Source organism: Agrobacterium sp. FDAARGOS_525 (genome assembly GCF_003938925.1).
GTDB lineage: Bacteria > Pseudomonadota > Alphaproteobacteria > Rhizobiales > Rhizobiaceae > Agrobacterium > Agrobacterium pusense.
This window is the reverse complement of sequence record NZ_RKIU01000003.1, coordinates 1,622,341-1,640,622: the sequence shown is the minus strand read 5'-3', so window position 1 is coordinate 1,640,622 and position 18,282 is coordinate 1,622,341. Positions and strand designations below refer to the sequence as shown.

Here is an 18,282-nt window from a genome sequence, read left to right as displayed (position 1 = left end):
TCTTATTGAACCCGTATTTTCGATGACTTCATGGCGTAAACCCGATGAACAAGCTCAGCCACAGCCTTGTAAAAGGCTGGTGGAATCACACTATCGATCGAGACTTGCGCAAACATGGAGCGCGCAAGCGGCGGGTCCTCAAAAACGGGGATATTATTTTCTTCCGCAATCTCGCGGATTTTCAATGCGATAAGGTCCTGGCCCTTGGCAACGACAACAGGCGCGTCGCTTTCTTCACGCACGTAACGCAACGCCACCGCAAAGTGTGTCGGGTTGGCGATGACGAGGGTCGCGCGAGGCACGTTGTTGATCATGCGGCGGCGGGCACGGTCGCGGGCAATTGATCGCTGACGGGATTTGACAACCGGGTCGCCCTGCGACTGCTTGTACTCTTCCTTCACCTCATGCTTCGTCATTTTCAGCTGGGTGAACCAGTGATGGCGCGTCCATAAAACGTCCACGGCGGCGAGCAATGCGGTCGAAAGCAGGATTACGATCATCATCTTTTTGACGATCTCGACGACCCGGACAAAAATAACCTGCGGATCGGAAAACATCAGATCGATGAGGCTGTAGAACTCGCCGCGCAGAGCGAAGAACATGATGGTCGAGACGATCATGATCTTGAAAACGGACTTTCCGAATTCCACGAAACCCTGCTTGCTATAGATGCGCGTGAAACCCTTGGCGGGCGATACGCGGGACCATTGCGGGCGCACCCGTTCCAGCACCGGCGACGGCAGGTTCTGGAAAAACGAAGAGGCGAGGCCGAAGACGATGAACATGATCATGGCCGGCATGAGCAGATAGGCCATGGACGTGCCGAGGAAGTACAAAAGCGACAGGGCGTCTGGCCTGGTGCTCAGGTCCCATTGTTCGGGCTGGCCGAACAGGTCCTTCAGCGTCTCGCCGATGCGGCTGGCACCGTCGGGCAGAAAGAAAACGAGATAACAGTAAAAGGCCAGTGACGACGCGAAGATCGGCACTTCACGGGAAAAGGGCAGATTGCCCTTTTCCGCCGCATCACGGAGTTTTTTCTCCGTTGGGGCTTCTGTTTTACTGTCCTTGTCCTGATCGTCTGCCAAGGCACGTTCCCGGGATAAAAAAAGGCCCGCCGATCCCGGCAGGCCGTCGTCCCGAAACTAGCGCCGGGGGCTGGCCACCGCAATGGCCGCCTGCAGCAGATGGGCCGGTTATCAACCGGCTTCCACTCAGGCCGCAGCCGATTGTTCTTCCGCGGCAGCGTCCTTCAGCTGGATCTGGCCGGAATTGGCCAGCCGGATCGCCTCCTGCGCAACGGCACGGCGGGCAATCGCCACTTCGCGGGTGTTGATCGAGGCCTGCGGCACCGCAAGGTCCGATTCGATCATGCGGCGCTGGCGCGGGCTGATGCTGGAAAGCACACATTCCTTGATTTCCATCGTGGCGCCGCGCAGCGCCATCGTCAGAACATCGGCAGACACATCGTTCAGCAGCATGACGCGGCTGCGCTGCGGCATGAACATGAGGTCGTCGAAGAGGAAGATCTTCGGCTTGACCTTGTTTGCGGCTTCCTTGCTGAGCGTCTCGAGCGAGCTGAGCAACGTATCGACCTGCGGCTTGTCCAGTTCGTTCATCAGGTCGGCAACCTTCGTGGAACCGCCGGCATTGCGCTCGGCTTCGATTTCGTTGATGAGGTTGACCACACGCTTCTCGATGATCTGGGCAGCCGTCGGGCTCACCTCCGTCATATTCACCGTGCGGTTCATGATATCGGCGCGCTGCTCTTCCGGAATGGTCAAAAGAACCTTGGCACCGAAGGACGAGGGCAGCATGGAGAGAATATAGGCGATGGTCTGCGGATGTTCGCGCAGCAGGAACTTGCCGACGAATTCCGGCTCTGCTTCCTGCAGGCGGTCCCAGATCGATGCTTCATAGGCCTGAAACGCTGCGCGGCGGCCGAGAAGGCTGTCCACTTCTTCAGGGGTCAGGCCTTCTTCGAGAATGCTCTCGATTGCCTTGGCATTGTCCATCAGACCCGTTCCTTCGGTGAACAGGTCCTCGAACTCGGCCACGATCTGCGCAAGTTCATCGGGAGGAATGACGCGAAGGGTCTGGGCCGAGGAAATGATCATCTGCAATTCGTGCTGCGTGAAAAACTTCAGCAGCTTGCCGGCGACGCCCTTGCCCATGGCAAGAAGCACCGCGGCCGCCTTGTCGGCCTGAGACAACGGCTTGCCCGCAATTGGGTTACCGAAATCTTCAAAGTCCATCATGGTCTTTCCTCTCCGTCCCCACAGGGATCAGGCTTTCTTCGTACTCAGTACTTCAATCAATTTTACGCCGAAGCGCGTATCGTCGTCTTCCAGAACCGTTATTTCACCGCGCGCAATACGGCGGCCATTCACCATGATCTCGACCGGCTCGCCGATCTTGCGGTCGAGTGCGATCGTCGCGCCCTCCTCCAGGCTCATCAGCCCCGAGACGAGCATTCGGCTGGTGCCGAGAACGATCTGGACATCGATCGGGATATCCATGATCAGGTCGATGTTTTCGGACAGGCCGCTGCCCAGCGGTGCCTTTACGCCCGCAACCTGCGGGGCGGCGGCAAAATCGTCCATCGCAAAATCGGCCGCTCCGCCACCGAAGGCGGAAAGGTCGGTATCCGTAGAAACCTCGTCCGTACTTCCGAAATCGCCGAAGTCGCCAAAATCGGAGAGCGAGCCTTCCGCATCCGTCTTGAGGACGCCACGCAGATCGCCGATAGCCTGGTCGAGGTCGCCGCCGTCTTCAAACGACGGCAACGCCGCATCATCGGTCACAGGTGTTTTCTTCGTAGCCATGCGCTGATTATTCCCTTTGAAACTTGCGTCAGCCTGCCCAAACCCAAAAAGGTCGGCAGGATTTTAACCCATCAAATGTCGTAAGATCTCGTCGTCCGTGCTGACATTGTTCTTGACCCGAACCATGTAGCGGTCGCCTGACTTGCCGAATTCGCAATTATATAGCTTGGAACCGTTAGCACTGACCTCAACGCCGATATCGTCCTGGTTGAGGGCCTGAAACGGAATGACATCACCGGCCACCAGCTTCGAAATCGTACGGAGTGTCAGCGTTTCGAGCTTGATGCGCGCCTCAAGCGTTACCTGCGATCTCTTCACCTGTTCCGAGATCATCTCCATCCACTCTTCCTGCTTCTTCAGCGCCTGAGCTGATGCCTTGGGAGCGACGATGGATGTCTTGAGCAACGGACGCTGCGGTATGATCAGCGAGAATTCCGACGACACTTTGCCAATGTCGATTTTCATGCGGATGTTAACGCCGTAGAGGCCCGCAATCATCTCGTCGAAGGCACTTTTGCCATTGGAATTGAACGGCGGCTCGATAGCCGCTTCAAAACCGCCCGGCGCATTGACTCCGGAACGGAGCACGCCGCCGATACGTCCAAGGACCATGGCAGCCAGATCGAGCTCGATATGGGAAAGACTGCGCTCATCGGGTTCGCCGATGCTGTCCGGTGCTGCACCGAGCATGCGCTCCATGAGCGCGATGACGAAGCCATTGCCGACCGTCATCATGAAGTTCGGGCACCAGTTGCGCAGGGAACAATCGGCCACCGCGACATTCTGCCCGACATTGGCGATCAGGTCGGTCATGAGCCCCGATTCGGAGCCGATATATTCGACGTCTATCGCAATGCCGGTCTCGCTGTGAAAAATATCCGGCAGGAATTCGCTGTAGAGGTGGCCGATATCGGAACCGATCTTCGCGATCGTCCTGCGGTCGGAGAGCCCGCCGGTGAGTTTCGCGAGCAAGGCGGTGTCGATGGCGGGAGCTTTTTGCGCTGCAGCTTTTGCCATGGTCATGCCGCCTTGTTCTCGCCGCCGGGATTCATCATCTCCTGCTCGACGGCGTCGATGGACGGCCGCTCGTAGTTGGAGATGGTCTTGCGGCCATATTCAAGCGCGACCTGCGGCACCGAACCGTTCATGTAGGCGATCAGCGTCTGCTTGACGATGATGTAGAGGCGATGCTGCTTGGTGCGGACGATCTTGACCTGCGAGGCGAGCGGATTGCAGATCGAATAGGACAGGATGATACCGAGCATGGTGCCGACCAGCGCGGCACCGATGAGGCCGCCCAGCACTTCAGGCGATTCATTGATCTTGCCCATCGCCTTGATGACGCCGAGAACCGCTGCGACGATACCGATGGCAGGGAAGGAATCGCCCATGGTGGTGATCGCGTGGTAAGGCTTCAGCTTGTCGTGGAGGATGGTCTCGATTTCTTCATCCATCAGCGCCTCGATTTCGTGGCTGCGGGCATTGCCGATGATGATGAGGCGGACATAGTCACAAATGAACGAGGTCAGTTCCTTGTTCTTCAGAACCGATGGCGCGCTCTGGAAGATCGAGGATTCCTCGGGATTGTCGATATGAGCCTCGATCTCGTTGCGCGATTTCGTGCGCAGGTCGCGCATCAGCGAATAAAGCACGCCGAGCACGTCGAGATAGTTGCGCTCCTTCGGAACCGAGTGCTTGAAGGCCTCGCCGAGCGCCTTGCCCGAATCCTTCACGACCTTCATCGGGTTCGCCATGATGAAGCCGCCGAGACCGGCGCCGCCGATGATCATCAATTCGAACGGCTGAATCAGCACGTCCAGATGACCGCCCATCGCCATGTAGCCGCCGATGATGCAGCCGAAGGTGATTATAAGTCCAATTACAATATTCATTGATCGACCACGCCCGAACAGTGTTCCATGCCGCCATGTCTAAAAAATGTGGCTTGCGTGAACCTGTCCGCAAAGCCTCTCCGCGCTTCAGCCTCCAGCCAGTTTCGCACAAGCAAGCCGCGGCACTATGCCGGCAAAGGCGGACGTGCGCCTTGAGATCGGGATCAAACGAGAGCGGCGGTTCAGTGACTTCCACCTACACCAGCTACAGACTGATCAGTCAGGATATCGGCAAGTCGCTTGAGCGGGTGTCGAAGCAGCCGGATGTGGCGCGTGAGACCGAATATTACCGCGCAAAGATCGGCGACGTGAAATCCATAGACGATTTCATGGCGGATACCCGCCTTTACAATTACGCGCTCAAGGCGCACGGGCTCGAGGACATGGCCTATGCGAAAGCCTTCATCCGCAAGGTCCTGACAGAAGGCGCGACCGACAAGAATGCCTTCGCCAACAAGCTTTCCGACAGCCGTTATGCGGATTTCGCGAAATCGCTGAATTTCGCGGATCTGGGTGCGGCGGCGACTTCGGTCGATGCAGCCCAGTCGGGCGTCATTACCAAATACACCCGGCAGACGCTGGAACAGGAAGCGGGCGACGACAATAACGGTGTTCGTCTCGCCCTTTATTTCGAGCGCAAGGCGCCGACGATCAAATCCGGTCTTGACTTTCTGGCCGACGATGCGCTCGCGCAGGTGTTTCGCACGGCCTATAACCTGCCCGACGAATTCGCCGGGGCAGATGTCGAGAAACAGGCTGCCCTCATCGAAAAAACCATCGGTGTCAAGGACCTGCAGGATCCTGAAAAGGTCGGCAAGCTGCTCGAGCGTTTCACCATCATGTGGGAAATGCAAAACCCCTCGACGACCTACGATCCCCTCGCCGTCTTCGGCTCCTCCAGCGGCTACGGTATCTCCGCCGATCTGCTGATATCCATCAACTCCCTGAAACTCGGAGGCAAATGATATGCAATCCGGACTATACGTCGCCCTGTCCTCGCAGATCGCGCTGGAGCGCCGTCTCACCACCATTTCCGACAATATGGCGAATGTGAACACCGTCGGCTTCCGCGGTTCCGAAGTGAAATTCGACGAAATGGTCGCCAAGAACCATAATGACATGAATGCCAAGATCGCCTTCGTGTCCCAGGGCAACGACTATCTCTCCACGCGCCAGGGCGCTTTCGAGCAGACCGGCAATTCCTTCGATTTCGCCATCAAGGGCGATGCCTGGTTCTCGCTGGATACGCCCGACGGTCAGATTCTGACCCGTGACGGCCGCTTCACCATGCGGCCTGACGGCGCGCTCATTTCCTCCAGCGGTTACCCGGTTCTCGACGCCGGCGGCGGCCCGATCCAGCTCAATCCGAATGGCGGCCCGATTACCGTGGGTCTTGACGGAGCCATCAGGCAGAACGAAAACATCGTCGCCACGCTTGGCATCTTCCAGGCGGATTTTTCGCAAGGTTTCCTGCGCCACCCCAATAGCGGCGTGAAGCCCGTGGCTCAGCCGGTCCCCGTCGTCAACAATCACGAGGTCGGCGTCGTTCAGGGTTATCTCGAACAGTCGAACGTCAACGGGATTTCCCAGATGACGCAGCTCATCCAGGTCAACCGTGCCTTCGAAAGCATCTCCTCTCTGATGCGCGATACCGAATCGACCTTCGGTGAGGGCATCAAGACGCTTGGTGGCGCGCGCTGAGGAACTGACCAATGACAATGCCGGTATCCATGCTTTCGGCTGAAGCCATTTCACCGAAGCTCGCCCAACTTGCCGGCCTTGCCGGACATTATGCCGATCCGGAATTTTCGGTGGCGCCGGGCGGCCACGTTCGCACCATCGCAGCCGGGCACTATACCGTGTCCGGCCTGTCCCGGCATGTGCGGCTCGGCGAGTTTGTTGCCCATCGCAGCCCGACCGGCATCCATCTCGGCGAAGTGGTGCGCGTTGAGCCGGATATCTGCTACGTGTGCCCTATCGAGCCGGGCGAACCGATCGGCATTCACGATACCGTCATCCGCAAGGGCGCCTTCCGTGTCGCGCCTGATGATAGCTGGTGCGGACGCACCATCAATGCGCTTGGTGAACCTATCGACGGCCATGGACCGCTTGCCGCGGGCCTTGAACGCCGTTCGATTTCCAACAATGCGCCACCCTCAATGACCCGCAAGAGGGTGGAGACCCCGTTCAAGACCGGGGTGCGGGCAATCGATATTTTTTCGCCGCTGTGTCTCGGCCAGCGCCTTGGCATTTTCGCCGGCTCGGGCGTCGGCAAATCCACGCTGCTGTCCATGCTTGCAAAGGCTGACGCCTTCGACAAGGTGGTGATTGCACTGGTCGGCGAGCGCGGACGTGAAGTGCGCGAATTCATCGAAGATACGATGGGCGAGAACATGGGCAAGTCCATCGCCGTTGTCGCGACGAGCGATGAAAGCCCGATGCTGCGCAAGATGGCGCCACTTTCCGCCGTCACCATTGCAGAGCATTTCCGCGATCAGGGCGACAATGTCCTCCTCATCATTGACAGCGTGACGCGATTTGCCCATGCGATCCGCGAAGTGGCCGTTGCTTCGGGTGAACCGCCGGTGGCGCGCGGTTACCCCGCCTCCGTCTTCACCGAGCTGCCGCGTCTTCTGGAGCGGGCGGGACCGGGCGCCGAAGGCACGGGCACCATCACCGCCATCGTTTCCATTCTGGTGGATGGAGACAATCATAACGATCCGATCGCCGATTCGACCCGCGGTATTCTCGATGGTCACATTGTGCTCGACCGCAGCCTTGCAGAAGAAGGCCGCTACCCGCCGATCAATCCGCTCGCCTCGATCTCGCGTCTCGCCAAGAAAGCATGGACGCCGGATCAGGAAAAGCTGGTCTCGCGCCTCAAGGCGCTGGTGCATCGCTTCGAGGAAACGCGGGATCTTCGCCTCATCGGCGGTTACCGGCCGGGCACCGACCCAGACCTCGACATGGCGGTGAAGCAGGTTCCGATCATTTATGAAACGCTGAAACAGCTGCCGAACGAACCGGCGGCACAGGATGCCTATGCTGACCTTGCGACCGCATTGCGCGGCGGCGCGCAGAACGGCCAGCCGCAGGTAACCCCGAGAATGAGAGGCTGACCGTGAAGAAAAAGCGGAATAACGATAGCTACGATGAAGGCGTGCTGCCCAAGCCCGTTTTCTTCACACCCGACCGTATTCTGGCATGGACAGGCATCACGCTTGCCGCTGCAGCGGCCTTCTTCCCCTGGTACGTGTTCTTCAACGAGGAAAAATTCGGCATGAAGGTGGCTGGCGGCGACCGCACCCGCGATCTGCCCCATACCGGCCCGCGGGAAGTCTTCAGTGTTTCTCCGATGGCGATGACCAATCGCAACAAGGAAGACACCCCACCGCCGGCCGAACTGCCCGACATGCTGACGACGGCGACCGTGAACGCAGGCGGCAAGGAAAAACAGAACAATCTCGCAGCCGGGGTCGAGGACCAGCCCTTCCCCGGCCAGACCGCCTTCCGTCTGCTGCATGTCTCCAACGGCCGCGCCCTGATCGAAGACGGTTCGGGCATGTATATGGTGAGGGTCGGCTCGACCCTGCCTGATAATGCGCTGCTGACGAAAATCGAGCAACGCAACGGCGAGTGGTTGATAGAGACATCCTCTGGAAAAACCTATCACCCCGAAAAATAAAAGAAATTTCTTCCGATCAAAAGGCGCGCGGCATCTGCTGGCGCGCCTTTTTTCTTTGTGCAGGCCGCGCATCCATGCGCCTTTTCCCGTCGTCGCAACCCTTCGTCTTCTCCGCAAGTCTGACGCAAGATTAGCCCCGTAGGTTCGGGGCATACGAGATGGAGAAGTCTATGCAACCGATTCAACTGTTCGAACTGGCATCCCGCCAAGCGGAATGGCTGAGCGTGCGGCAGGAAGTCGTGGCGACCAACATCGCCAACGCCAACACACCCAAGTTCCACGCCAAGGATGTCAGCCCATTCGAAGCGGTCATGCAGGCCACCAGCCAGCAGGTCGGCATGGCGAGGACCAACCCTGCCCACTTCGGCGAGAGCACACTCAGCGACAATATCGCGGTGCGCGACAACCCGGTCAACAACGAGATCGGCATGCAGGAATCGGGCAATTCGGTCGCGCTTGCGGAAGAAATGACCAAGACCGGCGAGATCAAGCGGCAGTACGAGCTGAATGCCAATCTCGTCAAATCCTTCCATCGCATGATGCTGATGACGGTTAAGAGGTAAGCCATGGATCCCTTGAGTGCGGCGAGCAAGATCGCCGGCAGCGGCCTGGAAGTGCAGTCCACCCGACTGCGCATCGTGTCTGAAAACATCGCCAATGCCAGATCGACGGGTGACACACCAGGCGCGGACCCTTATCGCCGCAAGACAGTCACCTTCGGTTCGGAACTCGACCGTGTCAGCGGCGTCGAGCGCGTGACGGTGAAAAAGCTCGGCGTCGATCGCGGCGACTTCATCAACGAATACGACCCCGGCAATCCGGCAGCCGACGCAAACGGCATGGTAAAGATGCCAAACGTCAACATCCTGATCGAAATGGCAGACATGCGCGAAGCAAACCGCAGCTACGACGCCAATCTTCAGGTCATCCGCCAGACACGCGACCTCGTCGCCTCCACCATCGACCTTCTGAAGGCATCGCAATGATCGACGGCATCAAACAACTCGGCTCTCTCTCGCTGACGCGCGGCGCCGGCAGTGTTTCCTCGCTCACCGACAATATTTTCGGCAGCGAGCAGACGACACCAGCGCAGCAGACCGGTCAGAGCTTCGCAAGCGTTCTCGGCAATGTTTCCGTTGACGCGATGAACAACCTCAAGAAAGCCGAAGTCGCTTCTTTTGAAGGCATTCAGGGCAAGGCGAATACGCGTGAAGTCGTCGATGCCATGCTTTCGGCCGAGCAGTCGCTGCAAACCGCCATCGCGCTCCGAGACAAGATCGTGTCGGCCTATCTCGACATTACCAAGATGCAGATCTAGCCCAGCAGGAATATTGACATGAGAGCTCTTGCCATCGCTGCCACCGGTATGGACGCCCAGCAGACCAATCTGGAAGTCATCGCCAACAACATCGCCAACATCAACACCACCGGTTACAAGCGCGCGCGGGCGGAGTTCACCGATCTTCTCTATCAGACCGAGCGCATGCAGGGTGTGCCAAACCGCGCCAACCAGGCGATCGTGCCCGAGGGCGCCAATATTGGCCTCGGCGTGCAGACCTCGGCCGTGCGCAACATCCACACCCAGGGCAATCTGATCGAGACCGGCAACAAGCTCGACGTCGCGATCATCGGTCAGGGCTGGTTCCAGATCGAGGCGGCCGATGGTTCGACGCTCTACAGCCGCGCCGGCGCCTTTAACAAGAACGCCGATGGTAATCTCGTGACGGTGGATGGCTATAACGTCATTCCGAATATCAATATCCCGACCGACGCGCAGGACATCACCGTTACCCGCACGGGTCAGGTGACGGCCCGTATCGGCAACGCCGCCGACTTCACCGAGCTTGGCCAGCTGACCATCGCCAACTTCGCCAACGAAGCCGGTCTGAAGCCGCTCGGCGACAACCTCTTCGCCCAGACACCGGCTTCCGGCGACGCCGTCATCGGCGTGCCCGACGATCCGAGCTACGGCTATATCAAGCAATCCTACCTCGAAGGCTCGAACGTCGACGCCGTCAAGGAAATCACCGACCTCATCACGGCGCAGCGCGCCTATGAGATGAATTCCAAGGTCATCACCACCGCTGACGAAATGGCTTCGATTGTCAGCAAGAACCTGAAGTAAGAACGGAAAGGCAGGCGAACATGAGGTTTGGCCGGAAAAATAACAGCTGCAAAAGGGCACTCGCCCGTATGTGCCTGGCGTCTGCCTTTTCAATCGGCGCTTTCGCGCCTGCCTTCTCCCAGGCGCCAATGGCGCTGGTTCCCGTGCGTACCATCTATCCGGGCGAGACGATCACGTCCGAACAGGTGAAGCCGGTGGAGGTGACCAATCCCAATATTTCCGCGGGTTACGCGAGCGACATCAGCGAAGTGGAAGGCATGATCTCCAAGCAGACCCTGCTTCCCGGCCGCACGATCCCCGTTGCCGCCCTGCGCGAACCCTCGCTCGTCACGCGCGGCACCAGCGTCAAGCTCGTCTTCACCATCGGCAATATGACGCTGATGGCTTCGGGAACACCGATGACCGATGGCTCGCTCGGCGAAGTCGTACGGGTACGCAACATCGATTCCGGCGTCATCGTCAACGGCACGGTCATGAAGGACGGAACCATTCAGGTGATGGCGAAATGAGAGTGCTTCGTATCCTGGCCGCGGCCATCCTGTTTTCGGCCCAGCCCTTCCTTTCCGTTCCGGCAGCCCAAGCGGATACGTCCCGCATCAAGGATATCGCATCGCTGCAGGCGGGGCGTGACAACCAGCTAATCGGTTACGGTCTCGTGGTCGGCCTGCAGGGCACGGGCGACAGCCTGCGTTCTTCGCCGTTTACCGAGCAATCCATGCGCGCGATGTTGCAGAATCTCGGCATCACCACGCAGGGCGGCCAGTCGAATGCCAAGAACATCGCCGCCGTGATGGTGACGGCCAATCTGCCGCCCTTCGCGAGCCCCGGCAGCCGCGTCGACGTGACAGTGAGCTCGCTCGGCGATGCCTCTTCGCTGCGCGGCGGCAACCTCATCATGACGTCGCTCTCCGGCGCCGACGGGCAGATTTACGCGGTCGCGCAGGGCGCACTGATCGTCAACGGCTTTTCGGCGCAGGGCGATGCGGCAACGCTGACCCAGGGTGTCACCACGTCGGCGCGCGTGCCAAACGGCGCGATCATCGAACGGGAGCTGCCGTCGAAGTTCAAGGATTCGGTCAATCTGGTCCTTCAGCTGCGCAACCCCGACTTTTCGACGGCCGTGCGCGTCGCAGACGTCGTCAACGCCTTTGCCCGCGCCCGCTATGGCAATCCGATCGCCGAACCGCGCGATTCGCAGGAAATCGCGGTGCAAAAGCCTCGCGTCGCGGATCTCACCCGGCTGATGGCGGAAATCGAAAACCTGACCGTCGAGACGGATACCCCGGCCAAGGTCGTCATCAACGAACGCACCGGCACGATCGTCATCGGTGCCGATGTGCGGATTTCGCGCGTCGCCGTCAGCTACGGCACGCTGACCGTGCAGGTGACCGAATCACCGCAGGTCATTCAGCCGGCACCCTTCTCGCGTGGCCAAACGGCGGTGCAGCCGCAGACGGATATCATGGCCATGCAGGAAGGCAGCAAGGTCGCCATTGTCGAAGGGCCTGACCTTCGCACGCTGGTTGCCGGTCTCAACAGCATCGGGCTCAAGGCGGATGGTATCATCGCCATCCTGCAAGGCATCAAATCCGCCGGCGCCCTTCAGGCGGAGCTTGTGCTGCAATGATGGAACGTCAGACCAAAAATCCGCTTTCGAATGGCCTCGTCCGCTTCGCGGCGGTCGCGTCGCTGCTGTTCCTGCTGCCGGCCGCCGGCGCGGAGAGCCAGCAGAACGTGGTTTCAGAACTCAGTACGCAGGATGAAATCCAGAAATTCTGCACCAACATTGCCGATGCGGCCCGGGATCAGCGTTACCTGATGCAGAAGCAGGAGCTCGAGAAGCTCCAATCCGACGTGAACGAGCGCATTTCCGTGCTGGAAAACCGCAAGGCTGAATATGAAGACTGGCTGGCGCGCCGCGAACATTTCCTCAACCAGGCCAAAAGCAACCTCGTCGACATCTACAAGACGATGAAGGCGGATGCCGCCGCACCGCAGCTCGAGAAGATGCATGTGGAGATTGCTGCTGCCATCATCATGCAGCTGCCGCCGCGTCAATCCGGCCTCATCCTCAGCGAGATGGACGCGCAGAAAGCTGCCACCGTCGCCGGCATCATGTCGCAGGCAATCGACAAAAACACTTCGAAGGATCCTTCATGAGCACGCGTCGTCTTCCGGCCCTCCTCCTGCCGCTCGCTCTCCTGGCAGGCTGCCAGAACAACCAGACCCTGAAGGAAATCGGTAACGCACCGGCGATGAGCCCGATCGGCAGCGGTCTGCAATTCAGCCAGACACCGCAGATGGGCATGTATCCCAAGCAGCCAAAACACATGGCAAGCGGCTATTCACTGTGGAGCGACAGCCAGGGCGCACTTTTCAAAGACCTGCGCGCGCTGAACATCGGCGACATCCTGACCGTCAACATCCAGATCAACGACAAGGCCGATTTCGACAACGAAACCGAGCGTAACCGCACCAACTCCAGCGGCTTGAACTGGAAGGCCAAAGCCCAGATCCTTGGCTGGACGCCGGACGCGGATTCCAACATCAAATACGGCTCCGACACCGATACCCAGGCCAAGGGCAAGACCAAGCGGTCTGAAAAGCTGACGCTGCTCGTGGCCGCCGTCGTGACGGGTATTCTCGAAAACGGCAACCTCATCATCAGCGGCTCGCAGGAAGTGCGCGTGAACCATGAAATCCGCATCCTCAACGTCGGCGGCATCGTGCGGCCGCAGGATGTGGATGCTCAGAACATGATCTCCTACGAGCGCATTGCCGAAGCGCGCATCTCCTATGGCGGTCGCGGCCGTCTGACGGAAGTGCAGCAGCCTCCGGTCGGGCAGCAGGTCGTCGACCTGTTCTCGCCGCTCTGACGCCGCACACGGGGAACGGACTGATCCATGGAAAACGAACAGGCAGAGGGCAAGAAGAAATCCTCCACTCTGATCATGACCATCGCAGGTGTTGTGATCCTCACCCTACTCGGCGTGGGCGGAGGCTGGCTCGTCGGCGGCATGATCGCACCGAAGATTGCCGCAACCGAGGCCCATGCCACCGCTGCGGCCGATGGTCATGGCGAGAAGAAGGAAGAGGGTGTCGAGAAAATCGCGGCCGAACCGAACGGTATCGTCCAGCTCGATCCCATCACCACCAATCTCGCCTACCCCTCGACGAACTGGGTGCGGCTGGAGGTGGCGCTGATGTTCAAGGGGCCGGTGGAAGTCGGACTGGCCGAGGATATCCATCAGGATATCATGGCCTATGTCCGCACCGTTTCCCTTCAGCAGCTGGAAGGGCCGCGCGGCTTTCAATATCTTAAGGATGACATTCAGGAACGAGTTGACCTGCGCTCTCAAGGGCGCGTATCCAAGGTCATGTTCCGGACCTTTGTCATCGAATGATTCGATTTCTTGTAACCATCGCCGTCCTCCTCGCTTTGCCGGGCCTTGCCAATGCCCAGCAATTTCCGTCCGATCTGTTCAACACGCAGATAGACGGGTCTGTCGCGGCATGGATCATCCGCACCTTCGGGCTTTTGACGGTTCTTTCCGTCGCGCCCGGCATCCTGATCATGGTCACGAGCTTTCCGCGCTTCGTGATCGCTTTCTCTATCCTGCGCTCCGGCATGGGGCTCGCTTCTACGCCGTCGAACATGATCCTTCTGTCGATGGCGATGTTCATGACCTTCTACGTCATGTCGCCCACCTTCGACAAAGCCTGGACCGATGGCGTGCAACCGCTGTTGCAGAACCAGATCAACGAGCAGCAGGCCGTGCAGCGCATCGCCGAGCCCTTTCGCACCTTCATGAATGCCAATACGCGTGACAAGGATCTGAAGCTGTTCGTGGATATTGCCCGCGAACGCGGCCAGGAAGTGATGACCGACAACTTCGTCGATTATCGAGTGCTGGTTCCGGCCTTCATGCTGTCGGAAATCCGGCGCGGTTTCGAGATCGGTTTCCTTATCATCCTGCCGTTCCTGGTCATTGATCTGATCGTCGCCACCATCACCATGGCCATGGGCATGATGATGCTGCCGCCGACTTCCATCTCCCTGCCCTTCAAGATCCTGTTTTTCGTGCTGATCGACGGCTGGAACCTGCTTGTCGGCAGCCTCGTCAGATCGTTCAACTGAAGGCGCCTGTGCCTAACTGACACCCATTAACCCTGTTTCTTAACCCCGCGTGCCCAAGGCCGCGGGGTTTTGGCGTTTTAAGACTTTGGTTACCAGCTTCGCTAGCGGATGAATAACTATAATTTTAAATTAAAAACTTACCTTTCATAGAAACAAACCAGTAACCATATGTATTTTCTAATATTTCTTCATTCGTAAATTAATAATTATGCAAGTTTTGACTGCGAAATTCGCCTCACACACAGCGGGTTTGGTTTCCAGAAGCAAGTAATTCTGAACCGAGTGGCATGAAGCCGAAACGTTGTGACCGGTAATACACAGTCCGGAATGTCCCCAACTCCAGTATCTCGTAAACACAAGGGACAAATACTATGGCAAGCATTCTCACCAACGCCTCCTCTATGGCTGCACTCCAGACCCTGCGCTCTATCGGCCAGAACATGGAAACGACGCAGGGCCGCATCTCGACCGGCCAGAAGGTAAGCTCCGCCGCCGACAACGCTGCTTACTGGTCCATCGCAACGACCATGCGCTCGGACAATTCCGCCCTTTCCACCGTTTCCGACGCTCTCGGCATTGGCGCCGCCAAGGTCGACACTGCCTATGCGGGCATGGAAGCCACCATCAAGGTCGTTCAGGAAATCAAGGACAAGCTCATCCTTGCCCAGGACCCGACCGCCGACAAGAAAAAGATCCAGAAGGAAATCGGCCAGCTCCAGAAGCAGCTGACCTCCATCGCCGACTCCGCAACCTTCAACGGCGAAAACTGGCTGAAGACCAAGGCGTCCAACGATGGCGTAGCGTTCGCTGCCGGCACCGACGACGCGGCTATCGCAAACCTGAAGAAGCAGGTTGTCGCATCCTTCACCCGTGACTCCGCTGGCGCCGTTAAGGTTCAGCGCGTTGATGTGCAGCTCAGCGGCTCGAACGTTCTGTTCGACACCGGCGCTGTAACGGACGGTAAGGGCACGGGCATCCTCGACAAGGCTGCAGTCGCAGACGGTGTAAAGCAGTCCATTTCGAACCTCGATATTTCGGACCTGTCGATCTACAAGGGCGCTGGCGCCACGATGCTCGGCACCGCCGCTGCCACGGACAACGACATCCTCGACAAGCTCATCAGCCACGTCGACAAGCAGCTTGAAACCCTCAACAGCGCCGCTGCTGATCTGGGTGCAGTCTCCAACCGCATCTCCATGCAGGAAGACTTCGTTACCAAGCTGTCCGACACGATGGAAAAGGGTATCGGCCGCCTGGTCGACGCCGACATGAACGAAGAGTCCACCCGCCTTAAGGCTCTGCAGACACAGCAGCAGCTGGCAATCCAGGCTCTCTCGATCGCCAACAGCGACTCGCAGAACATCCTGTCGCTCTTCCGTTAATCGGATCGTAAATGACGAAATGCAAGCCGCGCCCGAAAGGGCGCGGTTTTGTTTGTTGCATACTGCCAAATCCCCGGCAGAATTTGTTTACCATCCTTATTTTCGAAGGATTTACCACGATCCCAGCAAGGGCTTTGGTACTCGTCTAAATTAGTGATTTGGAAAGCACCGGCTGTCAGATTTTACCCATGGACAGCGGATAGCCGCGACCAGAATGACATGAATGACGCGATTGCAAGCGGGGGCTGACCGTCTCGCGATCGCGTGAATGGGGCGAGTGCAAGGGAGGCTGACCCGAGCACATCACCTGTCGACAAAGCCGCATCCGGCAACGGGTGCGGCTTCATTTTTTTTTAAACATTTCAGAATACGCGCGCGCACGCGTAAGGGTTGCAGAACAAATCTTCGGAATGCATTTTTTAGAAAATCCTTAGGTGTTCATTAACTATATAAAGGTTAGCTAAAGCCATCGAAACGGTGAGCTAACCTTTAAAAATCAGCCGGTTAGCAGGCATGATGCTGTGCGCCGTTCCCGGTGAGTCCGGAATGTCCCTTTTCTAATCAGCCATTCAAGGGGCAAATCTACCATGACGAGCATTCTTACTAACGTCGCAGCTATGTCTGCACTCCAGACCCTGCGTTCTATCGGCCAGAACATGGAAACGACGCAGGACCGCGTTTCCTCCGGCCAGCGCGTCGGCGAAGCTTCCGATAACGCTGCTTACTGGTCGATCGCGACCACGATGCGTTCCGACAACGGCGCCCTTTCTGCCGTGCAGGATGCCCTCGGCCTCGGCGCTGCCAAGGTTGATACCGCCTATTCCGGTATGGAATCGTCCATTGACGTCGTTAAGGAAATCAAGAACAAGCTGGTCGCTGCTCGCGAACCCGGCGTAGACAAGTCAAAGATCCAGGAAGAAATCTCGCAGCTTCAGGATCAGCTGAAGTCGATCTCCAGCTCCTCTTCCTTCTCCGGTGAAAACTGGTTGCAGGCAACCATCAGCAACGGTGCCGGCGAACTGAAGAACGTCACCAAGCAGATCGTTGGTTCCTTCATTCGCGATGCCGCCGGTAACGTCTCCGTAAAGACCGTTAACGTTGACCTGAGCCGCAACACGGTACTGTTCGACACGTCTTCGGGCGCTGCAAAAGACAAGCAGGGCGTTCTCGACTCCTTTGCCTACTTTTCTTCCACCGGCAGCTACAAGCTGTTCGAAATCACCAATGACTCGGACGGCGCTGGCGCCGCACAGCCGGTAACCAAGGTTGCCGCAGCCAAGGTTTACACCGAAGCTCAGCTGAAGGGCCTGAAGGAAGCAACTGCCGGTACCGCCGTCACCTTCACCACCGCCGCCGCAACGGGTATCGTCACGATCGCTAACGCCGACACGACGGTCCCCAACGTCAACGGCACCTACTTCAATCTTGGCAACGACCAGTACGTGAAAATCAACACGACTGCGCCGACAGCTCCGGCAACCAAGACCAGCATTGCCGTGGGCCTCGATGGCACCACCAAGATCTACCTGGAAGAAGGCGCTGACGCCCAGCTCGCAACGCAGCTCACCTACTCGCTGACGTCGCTGGACATCACCAAGGACCTGACCGGCACGTTCAAGAACAGTGACGGCTCGGCAGTCTCGGAAAACCAGTATCTCGACGCGATGGTTTCCTTCGTCGACAAGCAGCTCCAGAGCATGACATCCGCCGCCGCCGACCTCGGCTCGGTCAAGATGCGCATCGAACTGCAGGAAAACTTCGTCAACAAGCTGACTGACTCGCTCGACAAGGGCATCGGCCGCCTCGTCGACGCGGAAATGAACGAAGAATCCACCAAGCTGAAGGCCCTTCAGACCCAGCAGCAGCTCGCTGTTCAGGCCCTGTCGATCGCCAACAACGACTCCCAGAGCATTCTCTCGCTCTTCCGTTAATTCCGACACTCAATCGTCAAATGCGAACCGCGCCCGAAACGGCGCGGTTTTTTCGTTTTATCGCCCTCGTTTCAAAGCGATGACCGTGAAGGCCGCTCAAGGCAGCCCGTCCGGACACCGATGGCAAATATTACGTTTCAGTTTTTTAGATGGTATGCACGTATAAATTTTATCGAGAGATTTTTACTACTTTAAGTATTTGTTAACCATAAGGCAGTTAGCTAGAGCCATCGAAGCGGTGAGCTAACCTTTTAAAATCAGCAAGTTAGCAGGCATGATGCTGTACGCCGCTCCCGGTGAGCCGGAA

General features: G+C 58.2%; 20 protein-coding genes and 1 pseudogene. 16 read left to right on the top strand and 5 right to left on the bottom strand.

The features are described from left to right. Positions 1 to 2: 2 nt before the first annotated feature. The 5 genes from flhB to motA form a co-directional block, all read right to left on the bottom strand. Positions 3 to 1,085, bottom strand: a complete 1,083-nt coding sequence (gene flhB, locus EGT36_RS09335; RefSeq protein ID WP_004439997.1) for a flagellar biosynthesis protein FlhB — start codon at positions 1,083 to 1,085, stop codon at positions 3 to 5. 126 nt (positions 1,086 to 1,211) lie between these two features. Continuing rightward, the gene (gene fliG / locus EGT36_RS09330; RefSeq protein ID WP_125270324.1) at positions 1,212 to 2,255 is read right to left on the bottom strand and encodes a flagellar motor switch protein FliG; all 1,044 of its coding nucleotides are present in this window, start codon (positions 2,253 to 2,255) and stop codon (positions 1,212 to 1,214) included. 27 nt (positions 2,256 to 2,282) lie between these two features. After that, a complete protein-coding gene (fliN, locus tag EGT36_RS09325) occupies positions 2,283 to 2,822 on the bottom strand; it encodes a flagellar motor switch protein FliN (RefSeq protein WP_022555619.1) in 540 nt (179 codons plus the stop codon). Between the two features lie 63 nt (positions 2,823 to 2,885). Beyond that, the gene (locus EGT36_RS09320; RefSeq protein WP_022555618.1) at positions 2,886 to 3,845 is read right to left on the bottom strand and encodes a FliM/FliN family flagellar motor switch protein; all 960 of its coding nucleotides are present in this window, start codon (positions 3,843 to 3,845) and stop codon (positions 2,886 to 2,888) included. Then, a complete protein-coding gene (gene motA / locus EGT36_RS09315) occupies positions 3,842 to 4,714 on the bottom strand; it encodes a flagellar motor stator protein MotA (RefSeq protein WP_004439982.1) in 873 nt (290 codons plus the stop codon). Before motA ends, EGT36_RS09320 begins: the two co-directional genes overlap by 4 nt. Positions 4,715 to 4,899: 185 nt before the next feature. On the opposite strand from motA, the gene EGT36_RS09310 reads away from it, so the two are divergent. The 16 genes and pseudogenes from EGT36_RS09310 to EGT36_RS09230 all read left to right on the top strand — a co-directional run bounded on the left by EGT36_RS09310 (position 4,900) and on the right by EGT36_RS09230 (position 17,975). Beyond that, positions 4,900 to 5,679: a DUF1217 domain-containing protein gene (locus EGT36_RS09310; RefSeq protein ID WP_125270579.1), complete on the top strand. Its 780-nt coding sequence runs from the start codon at positions 4,900 to 4,902 to the stop codon at positions 5,677 to 5,679. Position 5,680: 1 nt separating this feature from the next. Beyond that, positions 5,681 to 6,415: a flagellar basal-body rod protein FlgF gene (gene flgF / locus EGT36_RS09305; RefSeq protein ID WP_004439975.1), complete on the top strand. Its 735-nt coding sequence runs from the start codon at positions 5,681 to 5,683 to the stop codon at positions 6,413 to 6,415. Positions 6,416 to 6,426: 11 nt separating this feature from the next. Further along, positions 6,427 to 7,833 carry a flagellar protein export ATPase FliI gene (gene fliI / locus EGT36_RS09300; RefSeq protein ID WP_112636814.1) on the top strand — a complete coding sequence of 469 codons (1,407 nt, stop codon included), beginning with the start codon at positions 6,427 to 6,429 and terminating at the stop codon, positions 7,831 to 7,833. Positions 7,834 to 7,874: 41 nt separating this feature from the next. After that, entirely contained in the window at positions 7,875 to 8,399 is a 525-nt protein-coding gene (locus EGT36_RS09295; protein ID WP_373969202.1) for a hypothetical protein, read from the top strand. Positions 8,400 to 8,569: 170 nt separating this feature from the next. Beyond that, positions 8,570 to 8,962 (top strand): flagellar basal body rod protein FlgB, encoded by a 393-nt coding sequence (gene flgB / locus EGT36_RS09290; RefSeq protein WP_004439967.1) that lies wholly within the window; start codon positions 8,570 to 8,572, stop codon positions 8,960 to 8,962. 3 nt (positions 8,963 to 8,965) lie between these two features. After that, the gene (gene flgC / locus EGT36_RS09285; RefSeq protein ID WP_004439964.1) at positions 8,966 to 9,385 is read left to right on the top strand and encodes a flagellar basal body rod protein FlgC; all 420 of its coding nucleotides are present in this window, start codon (positions 8,966 to 8,968) and stop codon (positions 9,383 to 9,385) included. Continuing rightward, the gene (gene fliE, locus EGT36_RS09280; RefSeq protein ID WP_006698199.1) at positions 9,382 to 9,717 is read left to right on the top strand and encodes a flagellar hook-basal body complex protein FliE; all 336 of its coding nucleotides are present in this window, start codon (positions 9,382 to 9,384) and stop codon (positions 9,715 to 9,717) included. Before flgC ends, fliE begins: the two co-directional genes overlap by 4 nt. Positions 9,718 to 9,735: 18 nt before the next feature. Further along, the gene (flgG, locus tag EGT36_RS09275; protein ID WP_003503427.1) at positions 9,736 to 10,524 is read left to right on the top strand and encodes a flagellar basal-body rod protein FlgG; all 789 of its coding nucleotides are present in this window, start codon (positions 9,736 to 9,738) and stop codon (positions 10,522 to 10,524) included. 20 nt (positions 10,525 to 10,544) lie between these two features. After that, positions 10,545 to 11,033, top strand: a complete 489-nt coding sequence (gene flgA / locus EGT36_RS09270; RefSeq protein ID WP_004439958.1) for a flagellar basal body P-ring formation chaperone FlgA — start codon at positions 10,545 to 10,547, stop codon at positions 11,031 to 11,033. A 62-nt stretch (positions 11,034 to 11,095) separates the two neighbouring features. Further along, positions 11,096 to 12,151: pseudogene (locus EGT36_RS09265) on the top strand (flagellar basal body P-ring protein FlgI); the annotation flags it as partial. Further along, positions 12,148 to 12,684: a MotE family protein gene (locus tag EGT36_RS09260; protein ID WP_004439951.1), complete on the top strand. Its 537-nt coding sequence runs from the start codon at positions 12,148 to 12,150 to the stop codon at positions 12,682 to 12,684. The pseudogene EGT36_RS09265 and the gene EGT36_RS09260, both read left to right, overlap by 4 nt. Further along, positions 12,681 to 13,400 (top strand): flagellar basal body L-ring protein FlgH, encoded by a 720-nt coding sequence (gene flgH / locus EGT36_RS09255; protein WP_004439948.1) that lies wholly within the window; start codon positions 12,681 to 12,683, stop codon positions 13,398 to 13,400. The genes EGT36_RS09260 and flgH overlap by 4 nt, the downstream gene beginning before the upstream one ends. Positions 13,401 to 13,427: 27 nt before the next feature. Continuing rightward, positions 13,428 to 13,928, top strand: coding sequence for a flagellar basal body-associated FliL family protein (locus EGT36_RS09250; protein WP_125270321.1), 501 nt, complete (start codon positions 13,428 to 13,430; stop codon positions 13,926 to 13,928). After that, positions 13,925 to 14,662 carry a flagellar type III secretion system pore protein FliP gene (gene fliP / locus EGT36_RS09245; RefSeq protein ID WP_037090918.1) on the top strand — a complete coding sequence of 246 codons (738 nt, stop codon included), beginning with the start codon at positions 13,925 to 13,927 and terminating at the stop codon, positions 14,660 to 14,662. The genes EGT36_RS09250 and fliP overlap by 4 nt, the downstream gene beginning before the upstream one ends. A gap of 371 nt (positions 14,663 to 15,033) precedes the next feature. Further along, positions 15,034 to 16,044 carry a flagellin N-terminal helical domain-containing protein gene (locus tag EGT36_RS09240; RefSeq protein WP_006698203.1) on the top strand — a complete coding sequence of 337 codons (1,011 nt, stop codon included), beginning with the start codon at positions 15,034 to 15,036 and terminating at the stop codon, positions 16,042 to 16,044. Between the two features lie 587 nt (positions 16,045 to 16,631). Next, complete coding sequence (locus tag EGT36_RS09230) at positions 16,632 to 17,975, top strand: flagellin N-terminal helical domain-containing protein (RefSeq protein ID WP_107340470.1); 1,344 nt, start codon at positions 16,632 to 16,634, stop codon at positions 17,973 to 17,975. Positions 17,976 to 18,282 lie beyond the last annotated feature (307 nt).